11 protein-coding genes and 1 pseudogene are annotated in these 12,550 nt (G+C 52.2%); 5 read left to right on the plus strand and 7 right to left on the minus strand.

Features of this window, described 5'->3' with window-relative positions; genetic code table 11:
• From E1919_RS26095 to E1919_RS26115, 5 genes and pseudogenes are all read right to left on the minus strand, one after another.
• Nucleotides 1-836, minus strand: a pseudogene (locus tag E1919_RS26095) (4Fe-4S binding protein); the annotation flags it as partial.
• A 59-nt stretch (nt 837-895) separates the two neighbouring features.
• On the minus strand, nt 896-2,215 hold the full coding sequence (locus E1919_RS26100) for an NAD(P)/FAD-dependent oxidoreductase (protein ID WP_162056346.1): 1,320 nt from the start codon (nt 2,213-2,215) through the stop codon (nt 896-898).
• A gap of 98 nt (nt 2,216-2,313) precedes the next feature.
• A complete protein-coding gene (locus E1919_RS26105) occupies nt 2,314-2,595 on the minus strand; it encodes a hypothetical protein (RefSeq protein ID WP_162056347.1) in 282 nt (93 codons plus the stop codon).
• A gap of 143 nt (nt 2,596-2,738) precedes the next feature.
• The gene (locus tag E1919_RS26110; protein ID WP_162056348.1) at nt 2,739-3,254 is read right to left on the minus strand and encodes a DUF417 family protein; all 516 of its coding nucleotides are present in this window, start codon (nt 3,252-3,254) and stop codon (nt 2,739-2,741) included.
• A 64-nt stretch (nt 3,255-3,318) separates the two neighbouring features.
• Nucleotides 3,319-3,891: a sigma-70 family RNA polymerase sigma factor gene (locus E1919_RS26115; RefSeq protein WP_162056349.1), complete on the minus strand. Its 573-nt coding sequence runs from the start codon at nt 3,889-3,891 to the stop codon at nt 3,319-3,321.
• Nucleotides 3,892-4,287: 396 nt separating this feature from the next.
• Between E1919_RS26115 and E1919_RS26120 the strand changes: the two genes are divergently transcribed.
• Both E1919_RS26120 and E1919_RS26125 read left to right on the plus strand, forming a co-directional pair.
• A complete protein-coding gene (locus tag E1919_RS26120; RefSeq protein WP_162056350.1) occupies nt 4,288-4,932 on the plus strand; it encodes a hypothetical protein in 645 nt (214 codons plus the stop codon).
• A 577-nt stretch (nt 4,933-5,509) separates the two neighbouring features.
• Nucleotides 5,510-6,502 carry a DUF1259 domain-containing protein gene (locus E1919_RS26125; protein WP_317168274.1) on the plus strand — a complete coding sequence of 331 codons (993 nt, stop codon included), beginning with the start codon at nt 5,510-5,512 and terminating at the stop codon, nt 6,500-6,502.
• A gap of 180 nt (nt 6,503-6,682) precedes the next feature.
• Here the strand turns inward: E1919_RS26125 and E1919_RS27415 are convergent, their stop codons facing one another.
• A complete protein-coding gene (locus E1919_RS27415) occupies nt 6,683-6,976 on the minus strand; it encodes a hypothetical protein (RefSeq protein WP_202916001.1) in 294 nt (97 codons plus the stop codon).
• A gap of 521 nt (nt 6,977-7,497) precedes the next feature.
• Here E1919_RS27415 and E1919_RS26135 point away from each other — a divergent pair.
• The 3 genes from E1919_RS26135 to E1919_RS26155 all read left to right on the plus strand — a co-directional run bounded on the left by E1919_RS26135 (nt 7,498) and on the right by E1919_RS26155 (nt 11,301).
• Complete coding sequence (locus tag E1919_RS26135) at nt 7,498-8,796, plus strand: DUF2254 domain-containing protein (protein WP_162056351.1); 1,299 nt, start codon at nt 7,498-7,500, stop codon at nt 8,794-8,796.
• 432 nt (nt 8,797-9,228) lie between these two features.
• A complete protein-coding gene (locus E1919_RS27420; protein ID WP_202916002.1) occupies nt 9,229-10,701 on the plus strand; it encodes a PQQ-dependent sugar dehydrogenase in 1,473 nt (490 codons plus the stop codon).
• A 375-nt stretch (nt 10,702-11,076) separates the two neighbouring features.
• On the plus strand, nt 11,077-11,301 hold the full coding sequence (locus tag E1919_RS26155) for a hypothetical protein (protein WP_162056355.1): 225 nt from the start codon (nt 11,077-11,079) through the stop codon (nt 11,299-11,301).
• Nucleotides 11,302-11,693: 392 nt separating this feature from the next.
• Here the strand turns inward: E1919_RS26155 and E1919_RS26160 are convergent.
• Nucleotides 11,694-12,550 (minus strand): PQQ-dependent sugar dehydrogenase (locus E1919_RS26160; protein ID WP_202916003.1); only part of this gene is annotated, 857 nt, incomplete at its 5' end.

The following is a 12,550-nucleotide window of genomic DNA, read 5'->3' on the forward strand; positions in this document are numbered from 1 at the left end:
ATGTTGTAGTCGAAGAAGAAGTTATAGTTGAGGGGCCAGATGTTCTTGAAATCGAAGTAAGGCTGGTTGAGCCGGATAAGGATTTCCGGAATCAGGAAGGCAAACGCAGTCTGGAAGAACATCACCGACAGGGTGCGGATGATGTGGTACCGGCTGTGGCGGTACTTGATGAGCATGCGGACGCCCATGACCAGGATGGCCAGCGTGTACAGCAGGCCATAGAAAAACCACTGGCTGGCCTCGTTGCCGCTGATACGCTTGCTAATGGGGTCTGTGAGCACCATCCACTCCGTTATATACTCCGGGTACCAGTAGAGGAGCACATAAAACAGGATAAGGAGTGCGCCGATGGTATACCCGATCCAACCCAGGCCGGTGTTCCGGCTGTGGAAAATGTGGTCATTTTTAATACCGGGGAGCAGGCCCAGCTTAGGCAGTATATACAGAAAGGCACCCACAACGCCCAGCCCGATGGTGAGGAGCAGCCACAGACCGGTATGCTCCTGAATGGTACCGGCGGTGGCTTTCCTGGTCAGGTAAAACTTATACTGCGCAGCCACATACTCCTCCAGATTATTGACCTCTACTTCCCGGTTGTCTATCTGGTTGTAGTCCTGAATCTTAGTGGCACTGGTGAAAAAGGCATCGTCCAGGTCGCTGATGAAGGCAAACTTGGAGGAATACGTTTTACCGAGCATCTCCTTCAGTTCAGCGCTTACGTACTCCAGCTGCCCGGTGTCTGTGACGACCTCTCCCACCATCTGGGGCGTCAGCCGGTACTGGCCCATGAACGGGACAGCGGCGAGCAGCGCTATGGCCAGAAGAAACAGTGCCATTCCGGCTTTTTGTATACGATGCATATGGTTAATTCCCACCCTTCTTTATTCCTTTCTATCTAGAAAAGGCCAAACAGCTTTTTCCTTTTCTTCACCTGTGGCTGCAATGTTCCTTTGTATTCGCTCATGATTTCACCCTCATGTTTCCTGTAAAACTCCGGGTCAAAGTTGGCCGCCTTCAGTTCTGACAATACCTGCTGTATGGTGGCGTTTGACTGGAGCCACCGGTCACACACCTCATGGCGGTAGCGGATGCCCAGCAGGTTGATGCCCGTCACCACTCCATCTGCCTTCCTGTAAATGATCCGGACAGCCTTCTGCCCGCTTTCATGCTCCCAGTACAGGTGCTCCCCGTCCTCCGCTTCCCGCGGCTGCACCTGCCCGTATACCTGGTACTCCAGGTTAAAGAACTTGGCAGAGTTAAACCAGGGTCCGGAATTGTAGGCGGTCTTATTCCCGCAAATGGTGAGGGCGAGGGTTTCCCCGTGCATGCGGCCGGTGTACCAGACCTGCTCTATCTTTCTCCTTCCTGCCGGCGCCTCCTCAAACTGGGCGCAGTCGCCGATGGCGTAGACTTCCGGAATGTTCGTTTCAAAGTACTTGTTGACGAGGATTCCTGTATCAGTTTTGATTTTGCTGCCTTCCAGAAAGAAGATGTTAGGGCGCACCCCGATGGTCAGCCCCACAAACTGGCACTCGATTTCTTCCCCCGCCGTCGTTACTATTCCTGTTACCTTCTGGTCAGGGCCGGCTTTGATAGCTTGCAGCTCAGTGGCGAGCCTCAGGTCCACGCCGTGCTCCCGTATATGCCGGTTGACCATCCGGGCTTCCGGGGCAGGGAGCACATTGGCCCAGTAGTTCCCTTCCCGGATGAGCATGGTCACGTGCACGTTGCGGGTCTGGAGCATTTCAGCCATCTCGATACCGATAAGCCCGCCGCCTACTATCACGGCCTTCCGGATGCCTTTGGTGTTCTGCTCCATCAGCTCCAGGTCCTGCAGGTTTATGAGTCCCTGCACGCCCTGCAGGTCCTGCCCCGGCCATCCGAACCTGTTGTAGGTGGAGCCTACCGCCAGGATGAGCACGTCGTACGGCTGCACCTTGCCAGTCCGCAGAAGCAGCCGTTTCTGGTCTGTGTCTACCTTCTCCACATAATCGCGGAGCAACGTTATCCGGTTCTTCTCCCAGAACCGGTCTTCGTAGGGCTTGGTGTGCTCATAGCGCATATGGCCCATGAAGATGTACATGAGCGCAGTGCGGGAGTAGAAGTGATCAGACTCAGCCGAGATGATGGTGATGCTGTGGTCACTCCTTTTCCTGATATGCCGCGCCGCGGTTACCCCGGAAATCCCATTCCCGATAATGACGATGTTTTTCAAGTGGCTTCCTGAGCGTATGGTATGCTTCTTTCCCCTGTATTCCTGAAGAGCCAATGTGGCTTGTTCCCTTAGTCGTACAAAATGGAGTAACCTTACAGTTAAGCGCCAGATTTTTTTATCTCTTTTGCGATATTCTCCTGCAACCCTTTCTTAAACGCCTCATCCAGGCCATTCTCGGGCTTTATACGGGTTGGGTAGAAACCGCGCAGCATCTGGTCAATCCTCCTGCTCTGACTATAGTACAGCCTGCAGACAGAGCAGCCTGCCAGGTGGAGGCGCAGCTCTATTCGCTGCAGCGGGCTGATTCCCTCCAGGTTCTTTTTATCTATCAGAAAAGTTGCCTTCTTACAGTTATAGATAATGTTGTTGTGCCATTTCATAGTTTAGCTTTTCAACCAGTTTTTCCAGACAGTCTTCCCTGGTGCCGGGTATGTTGCTTTTTTCTGTAACCAGACAGCCCTGCTGCGAAAAAGAGCAGACAAAATCCTGGTGCCAACTTCTGCTAGAACAAGTCTTTTTCGTTTTACACGAAAGTTTTTTCCTTCACTTTGATTGTGGCAGGAACACTTTCCAAAGCTTCACCCTCTTCTAAGGAAGCCCATGCTTCTCCCGCAGACCAAACACAAAAGCCCAGCATGACTAAATCCTTGACAACAAACCCACCGATTCCTCCTAATACCAGCAGGCCATCTACTACCTCTAACTTACCGGCAGTAAACATAAAACTTACCGTAAAAAGAAAAGACAAGGCACCCATCAGGCTTCCCCATAGCGCTAGCCTGGGTGCAACAGGTCTTGCGGCAATCAACACGGCTGCAGTTACTTCAACAACACCAATAAAACTGGATACACCCTGTACGCTGAGCAAGTTGTATAACCATGACATGAGTGGGTGCCCTTTTACGAGGTCTGCAACATGGCCGGCCTCCGTTGGCGTGAACTTGGACAGTCCAAACCAGAACAAAATAAGAGCCACACTGTACCGCATCACCCATACCCCTGCTTGCTGCACATTTTCTTTCTCTGACATTTCTTTCATTTCTTTAATCCAAAAGGTTCTTTAATAACCAGTTAACCGGGTACAGCTAATGCCACCCCCTGTTTTACCCTTTCAACCAGTTTTTCTCAAGGCAAGCCCGGAGGCTGAGCTTTGCCCGGTGGATGATCACCCAGTAGTTAGACGGAGACAGGCTCAGTTCCTTACAGATATGGTCTGACTTTTCCTCATCCAGGTACTTCATGCTGACCACCACTGCCCACAGGGGAGGCAGCTTTTCCATGCAGCGTTCCAGTATTTCTTTTAGCTCCTCATTCTCTAAAGGGTCCGCCTCTTCCGTTTCCCATATCCGGGGAGCGTGCTTGTCTTTCCAGTGGCCGTTCTCCTCAAAAAAGGCGTGTGTATTGTCCTCTCCTGAAAGAAGCCAGTGAAGGGGTGTCTCCGATGCCTTTCTCCGGAATATGTCGGTGATTTTATTTTTCAAGATAGCCGTGAGCCAGGTTTTCTCTGAGCTGCTGCTCTTGTAGTTCTGGAGATTATGTATGGCCGAGACAAAAGTGTCCTGCACCAGATCTTTGCATAGCTCCGGGTCTTGTAGCCGCTTGAGGGCAAAGGCATACAGGTAGTCAGCGTAAGCCGCCACCCACTGCCCCGGGTTTATGCTTTCTTTTTTAGCCATTTAGAGTTTGGTGATGACACTGACAGCGTGTAAGCATTAGACGAGGGTAAGCTTCCTGCGGTTGGCAGGCTTCTGCCAGCCGCAAGTCAAGAGCTAACGTTTCTGTAAGGTTTTCCCGAGCCGTACGTCTAATGGGGGAAATGTGCAGGGCTGGTGGATTCGTTTCTTTAATGCTTCCGGTGAGACCGGCTGCTTATTTGCTTTGTATCTCTGCTCTTGGTTATATAAGGCCAACTCGATAAGAAAAAAGTCTATGCTCATTTATAGCGGAATCTATCCTGCTTCCTTTTTCAATTAACAAAGGGTAATCAAAATATGAAAAGTGATTGTCTTTATCTGTTCCTACTCCCCGCCCTGTTGCTGGCATGTTCTTCAAACAAAAGCCTCCAAGCGGCAATGGAAGAAAAAGAGGGTTTAAGAGCACCTGTTTCTAATAGCAGTACTGATTCAACCAGTCTTGGCACCCTGGCGGAATCGCTCACGTTCCATACTTCCTTTGATAAGGGCGCTGATGCGGATTTTGCCCTCGGTGATCCGCGTATATATTCAGGTAAAACAGTGGCTGGTCAACAAAAGCCGGTGTCCTCTGAACTGGGTCTGGGTAACCCTGCCTTAGCGATAGTGCCAGGCCAGGGTAAGTTTGGGGCCGCCCTGGAGTTTACTAAAGAGAACAGCCATGTTGTTTTCTATAAAGCGGAAAGGAATATTGCCTACTCCCCCCACAACTTCAGTGGTACGCTCTCCTTCTGGCTGAGGCTTGATCCGCAGAAAATCCCCCAAACCTACACGGACCCTATCCAGTTGACGGATAAGGACTACTCTAATTCGGCTATCTGGGTTGATTTCACGAAAAATGACATACCCTCTGACTTCCGGCTGGGTATCTTCGGAGACCAAAAGGTGTGGGACAAGAAGAACCAGAAAGGTGCTAGTGAAGAATTTTTCTGGCGCTTGCTGAAGGTCGTAAAGCCACCGTTTTCCCAGGTTAAGTGGACGCATGTGGTGGTTTCCTGGGAAGGTCTGAACACTGTGACCAGGTAGCCAGGGGAAAGCTCTACTTCGACGGCAAGCCTCAGGGGGAAACCGGGGGCATACAGGAGCCTTTCGTATGGGATATAGCTGAAGCAACTATCCGGTTAGGCACGGGCCCTTATGTGGGCATGTTCGACGACCTAGCCCTTTTTAACCGCTCCCTTTCTGAGGAAGAAGTTCACAGCCTTTACGAGCTGAAGGGGGCGTTGCCGATCTGCACCTCTAGCGCAACATATGCTATAAATACATTCTGGCTTCCATCACAATTTTAGGACAGCTTTGCCATTGCGCAGCCAATTAGCTGTCCTGCTCTATAGGCGGTCCTGTTATACATAAACGGCGTTACAGAACAAGAAAAGGCTCCTCGTGATGAGGAGCCATTCTTGTTTAGCTCATAAGTCAGATTACATTCAACAGAAAAGGCAAAAGCAAGGACTTTGATGGGAAGTTTAGTGATAAAACTAATCCTATTGCCTTGCAGTTAAATTACTTTGGCGCATTAGCTGCCAGGCTCGTATATGCTGAAGTGGTGCCGATTCCTGAGATGCCAAGTAAACTAATTCTTACCTGAACCAACACATAAACAATGAAACTATTCTACCTCAACCGCCGCCAGGTGCTGCGCACTACAGCCATGCTTGGCGCAGCCAGCTTGTTCGACATGAAGCGCGTGCTGGCGGCTGCAGAAGTAAAGCAAAGCGCGAAGACTCCCCCTCTGAGTGCGCAGGAGATTACGGCCATTGAGGCTGCGCTGGGTAAGAAGGGAAACTACAATGAGGAGCAGGCCACCCTCAACATCTCACTGCCGCGAAACGACCTGAAGGTAAAGATAAAGGGAGAAGAGGTGCCTACCTCCTTCGGCTTCGGGGGCTGGGTAGCCTTTAAGAAAGCACTGGACGGTAAGTCCACTGTGCTGATGAGCGATACGGTGCTGCTGCAGGAGGAGGTGAATCCACTTATCTCGGCGGCCCATGCCAGCGGGCTGGAGGTAAGCGCCATACACAACCACTTCTTCTACGAAGAGCCCCGCATCTTCTACATGCACGTACACGGGGTAGGGGAGCCGGCAGACCTTGCCCGGAAATACGCCGCCACCATCAGGGACAGCAAGCTCTACCCGGCGAATCAGCCGAAAGCAGCAGGCAGTGCAGAGCAGCCGGCAACGGCAAGGTTCGACATACCTTCGCTGGATAATATTGTCAAACACAAGGGCAGTGTCAACGGGCCGACCTATAAATATACGGTGGGGCGGGATGACCTGACTATAAAAGCAATGGGAGCGGATCTGACGGCGGCCATCGGGCTAAACTCCTGGGCCTCCTTTGCAGGCACTAAGAACAAGGCGCACATAGCCGGTGACATTGCCATGCTGGAGCATGAGGTGAATCCCGTCATCAAGGTGCTGCGGCAGAACGGGCTGGAGGTAGTAGCCCTGCACAACCACATGCTGGGGGATGACCCGCGCATGATCTTCCTGCACTACTACGGAAACGGGCAGGCGACAGATTTAGCCAAAGGTTTTCGGGCAGCGCTCGACGTGCTGGGCGAAGTGAAGCAAAATTCGCAGATGAGGCACTAACAAGCCTTGGCTTCTACTTGGTTCTCCTGCTTATCACAAGAGGCGTTATAGAACAAAGAAGGCTCCCCGTGATGAGGAGCCTTCTTTGTTTGTAGCCCATAAGTCAGATTATATTTAACAAAAAGGCAAAAGCAAGGTAAGTCAACCTTGCTTTTGCCTAATACCGCCTTCTGTTCCAAGCTAAGCCACCGGTGTAGCCTTTACCAGTATCTCCCTCCCCTCCGTCACAAAGGCAGCCGTGTCCTCCTCCAGCCCGATGCCGATACAGCCGGGGTTGGTGACGACGCACTGAGCCGCGCGCACGATGCGCCCCCGCACAATGAAGTGCGTGTCCACGGCCGCGTTGCGTGCCTGCTCCTCTTTCAGTTTCTTTTTGTTTTTTCTTTCCTTGCCGCCAATCAGCAGCAGCCTGCCTTTCGGTACAGGCGTTTCCTTTTGGTGCTCGTGCCGCTCTGGTACTTTCCGCTTAGCCATATGCCTCTGATGTTCATGTTAAGCTTCATTTCATGCTGCTGTGGCTTTTTATAACTCATCACCCGGCCACATTCCTTCAGAATGCTGAAACAGGTCTGCTCAGGGTGAAATTATGCTCCATATGCGTTTCTCATTTCATGTGCGGTAAACCAGGTGCCCTGGCACATGCGGCTTCCCCTTTGGTAAAAGCGCCCTTGCCTTGCCTACGCTACCGGCTGCAAAAGGGTATGGCGGCAAAAGCCTTCTCCAGGTTCCGCATCAGGCATCTTCAGGCTTTGCGCCTATTCTCTTCGGCCTAAGCGATAACGTCATTAGAGCCCCTGCTTGGCCACCGGTGTCTGTTCTCGGTGGCAATACCATTGCTAAAATATAAACCCGGTACCTGATTGCTGCGTTTTCCTATTACTCAACCACCAGCCCGAAGCATGAACAGCTCCATGTGCTGGTAAATACTGCTTCCCTGCCTCTTGTCCGGCAACCCTACAACTCAGGCGCCCCGTTCGTTTTTACACTTATATGCTATGGATATTGCAAAGGCCAAGTACGATGTCAAAAAAGGATACATGCAGATTACCACCAGCATTGCCTTTTACCCTATGGTGATAACCCTTGTCTTGCTGGTGCTCTCATGGGGTACCAGTTACCTGGATAAGATTTCCGTTGGAGGTTCCCTGATAGGCGAGGAGTCCTTCCTTCGGATAGACAATGCGGATACAGCCCGCAGTCTCCTGTCGGCGCTGCTAACGGGGCTCATTACCCTTGTGACCTTTACCTTCGCCATGGTGATGATTGTGCTGTCACAGGTTACAGCCACCTTCTCCCCCAGGCTGTTGCCGGATTTGGTCAGCAGGAGGGGAAGCCAGGTTGTGCTCGGCACCATCATAGGCTCCATATGCTTTATCATTGTCGTGCTCAGCAACGTAGGGACAATGTCTGCAGGGCCGGAGGTGCCTCCTCTGTCAGTGGTCTTGAGCGTGTTCCTGGGCTTTGCCAGCCTTTTCTGCTTTATCTATTTCATTCATAAGATCTCGAATGAAATCCAGATAGGAAACATTATGAACAACATTTATCGCACCACAAGGGACGTGCTGGACAGGGAGATCAGCAGTGGGAGTTACCAGGAAAAGTTTGAAGAGGAGGAGGAATTCCATGTGGTAAAAGCATGGGACTCGGGGTACTTTGATAAAGTGACAACAGAAGATATCATGAAGGGCTCCAAGAAGCTGGGCTTGAAAATAAGGTTTCTGAAAGACCAGGGAATATACCTGCTGAAAGGAGACCCTTTTCTCAAAATCAACAGGCCTCTGGATGATAAGATACAGGAACTACTGGAGGAGAATGTGATACTCCGGCACCAGGAGAATGTGGTGGAGAACTTTATTTACGGCTTTAAGCACCTGACAGAAATAGCCGTTAAGGCCCTGAGCCCGGGCGTGAACGACCCTGGCACGGCTGTACAAGCGATAGATTACCTCATGGACCTGCTCTGCAGACTGCAGCAGCTGGGCGGGCAGCTTAAGGTGGTAAAGCACGAGGACGGCACGCCGTGCCTCATTTACGGGCCTATCCCTTTCGAGAAGATATTCTATATGTGCTCAGCCAGCATCCGCGCCTACTCCACAAAGGATGTAACTGTGCAGACACGCCTGGTTGAGTTAATCAGTAAAATAAGCGAACGCGATGAGCAGGATGAGCACAGGTCCCTTCTGGAAAAGGAGCTCAACTCCATTGAGGAGGCCTCAGGCCAGGACATGAAAGCACAGGAAGACATAGCATACATGAAGGCCCTGCTACAGAGTGCCAGAAAAGAGCACATGTAGCAGAGTACTGCCAACTGCAAAGGCACTCGGCTGATAACATTTGTTATGATAAGTATAGATATTTTTAACTTTAGAAAATCTCATTATTCCTGCCGTTTCCGGGAAAATATCTGTGTTATGACAAGCAGGAAAACTGTCATAACATCCTACTCAGGACACATTCCTCTTTCCTCTAAATTAGTGAGTGTTCGCTTGCTATAGCTATGTATCTACACATAATCCCCTGTTCCGAAAGTACGCCCGCAGTTACTTGCCGTAAATATTGTAAGCCAGTAGATTGCTATAATTATTAGGAAAGCACTGCCTCCTACGCTACGGCTTATACTGGTTCTGCTCTGTGGCCTACCTTTAGCCGTGATGAGTTCTCGGTGTCGGCCCCTTGTGCTCAAGACCATCATTACATTACTACATTTTCAAACATAATCACAAGCTATGAACAATTTTACATCTCAACATTTCAAAAACGGGAACAGTGCACTGCGCTATACCCAGCGCCTGGGAACCAGGCTGTTCATGTTCCTTGCCGTCCTGGCTTTTGCCACTGGCTGTGAAGAGTTCGAGGACTTTCTCGGCGACAAAGACAATGAAAAACCCGGTGATAAACGGGCCAGCCTGAAGCTCATGGCAGAGGGCCTCACCTCACCGGTTATGCTGACGGAGGCACCTGACGGCAGCGGCATGCTCTTCGTCCTGGAGCAGCCAGGGGTAATCAGGATCATCAAGGACGGGGAGCTACAGGAAGAGCCTTTCCTGGATATCCAAGACAAGGTAATTGACCTCAACGATGAATACGATGAGAGGGGGCTGCTGGGCATCGCCTTCCACCCCCAGTACGCCAGCAACGGGCGCTTCTTCCTTTACTACAGCGTGCCGCTGTGGCCAGAGGCGCCTGATGACTGGGACCACACCAACGTTGTGGCCGAGTACCGGGTGTCGGGTGACCCGATGAAGGCAGACAAAGCATCAGAGAGAGTAATCCTTCATCAGAACCACCCTTACACCAACCACAACGGGGGCACCCTCGCCTTTGGCCCCATGGACAACTACCTCTACATCTCCATTGGCGACGGGGGTAACCGGGATGACCAGGGAAGGGGCCACGTGGATGACTGGTACGAGCGGAACCCTGGCGGCAACGGGCAGGACATCTATGAGAACTTCATGGGGGACATCCTGCGCATAGACGTGGACGGGGGCAGCCCCTACGGTATTCCGGCCGGCAACCCCTTTGTTGGGACAGACGGTCTGGATGAAACGTATGCCTTTGGATTTCGAAACCCCTACCGCTTCTCCTTTGACATGGGCGGCACCCATGCCCTCTACTCCCAGGACGCCGGACAGGGGCTGAGGGAGGAGATAAACCTAGTAATGAAGGGCGGCAACTACGGCTGGAACGTGATGGAGGGAACGCTGTGCTTCAACGCAGAAGACCCCCTGCACCCGTTTGAGCACTGCCCGGACGTAGACGTGCGCGGCATTCCGCTGACTGAGCCTATCATTCAGTTCCAGACCATCCAGCACCATGGAGAAGGCCATGAAGGGGGGCACGGCGAAGGCGGTCAAAGCGAAGGTGGCGGTCACGTTGGTGAAGGAGGAGTGGGCCTGGTGGTAGTGGGAGGCTACGTGTACCGCGGGAACGAGCTGCCCATGTGGGACGGCCGCTACATCTTCGGCACCTGGAGCACCTCACACGAGGTGCCCAACGGCAAGGTGTTCATAGCAGAGCCTATACTAGGGGAGACCCTGCATGACTTCAAGGTGGTGGAGTTTGCCAACACGCCTAACGGTGACCTGAACTCCTTCCTGCTGGGCTTCGGCCAGGACTCAGAGGGTGAGGTGTACCTGCTCACCTCTGACACGCAGGGACCTCATGGGAACACCGGCAAAGTCTACAGAATTGACTAAAGCGTGAAGCGGGCACTGTTACTGGCCAACACAAGCTCTGTGCTTACCAAGGCAACTGCTGCACTTTCCTACAGACTTTATCAAAACCAAAGAGGCACCGCCTTTGAAAGACGGTGCCCCGTAGCCATTTTCACAGCTTGTTCGAAGCTTGTGCCGTTTGTTTGATTCTCAAGAGCCCACCAGGCTTGGTGCAATCTCTACGAGCCGCAGGTCTATGGCCTAAAAGCATAAAGAGCTAACTCAATGGCGGTTATAGTCTAAACTCCACTGCCACATTTGCCGTTACTTAAAGCACGTGATAAAGCAAAAAGCTTTTTTGGAGGGGCTGACTGAAAGGTTAAGCCCCTTTTGCTTTTCCGCGAGCACAGGCAAAATATGAGAAACGAACCTCCGCAGGAGCCGATGGCTCTGTCTTTGATTGATATGGACTTTATCGCCGTGGAGCTTGACGTCCACAACTACAACACAGAGGTGAAGTGGCTACGGCAGGTTAAAGTCGGAAGCGACGAATACTGGCGCGGGCTGGGTGTCGCTTTACGTGTCGCCCTGGAGCTACAGGCAGAGCTAAGAAAGACCCGCGCCCTTGTGGAGATAAGTTAAAAATGGGGTGAGTTTCCGGATGGCCCTTTGCAGCGCTTTTATAAGCTGGAGTTTCTACATTTTACTGGAGCCTTTTGATAGGCAGGTTGATGAAAGTATTAAATTTGACTATGTTGGATAGACGTGTAATCGATGCCCCCTTCAAGCGGATGGCCATCGACCTCTCCTATGCGAGGGGATCAGTAAAAGAGTGACAGGAACAGAGCACCACCACATTGACGAGAAGCCGATGACGCAAGCCAAAGCTTACTAAGGGAGCGGAAGACCAAAACCGCTGTGCCGGCAACGTTAATCTTCATTCACTCTCAAGGTAGGAGACATATAAAGAGCCCCTCCTGGATATAAATACCAGAAGGGGCTCTTTATATTAAATAACATTATTAAACAACTCACTACTTCTTGCTTACCTTCCAGATGGCGCCTGTGCCAGGCTCGTAGGCATAAGGCGGCGCCTTGCTCATGTCTATGGTCACCACGCCGTAGTCCACTATGTACATGGCATCGTCCGGGCCGAACTGTACATCAAAAGGCCGGTCCAGCCCCTGGCCCGTGCTTCCCTGCCCTGAAGCTGGGCCTGGCAACATGTTACGTGCAAATGGCTGCAGGTGCCCTGTGGATGGGTCTACCATTACTATCTGATAGCCGGCAGGGTCCTTTCCTCTCAGCGGGTTGGTTGGCGGGGCCAAATCCCCCCACTCGGCTATGAACACGTGTCCTGCCATGTCGCCCCAGGAAGCAGGTGCCACGTCCATCATGCTCGGCGAGGAGTTGAACTCATGCCTTCCCAGCACCACCGAAGGGTCCGGCGGCGTAAGGCCGCTGGCCTCGTGGTCGATGACGAACTCCAGGTTTTTGCCCACCGGCTGTCCGCTTACAAACACCATGGCCTGCAGGCTGTCGGGCACCTCGAACTTCTCGAGCGTGAGCGGCTCGCGTCCTGCCGAGAAGTCCGGCACGCCGTACCACATCCCCTTTTGCACGCGCAAACTGGCGTCCAGGTAATCCTTCACCGGCCTTGAGCCTCGTATGTCGTAGCCGTTCTCTGCCGCGTACATCGCGCCGGTGGTTTTGTCCCAGGCAAGCCCGATGAGGTTACGGTAGCCCCAGGAGTGGGTCTCTACTGTGCCCATCGGGTCTGTGGGGTTAAAGGAGAGGATAGAGCCGCCGCAAAGCTTCACCCCTTTTATCACCTCGCCCGGCTCAGTGGCCACGCCGAAGGGCACAAAGGCACCTGTCAGCACGGAATCAT

Source organism: Pontibacter pamirensis (assembly GCF_010015475.1).
Lineage (GTDB): Bacteria > Bacteroidota > Bacteroidia > Cytophagales > Hymenobacteraceae > Pontibacter > Pontibacter pamirensis.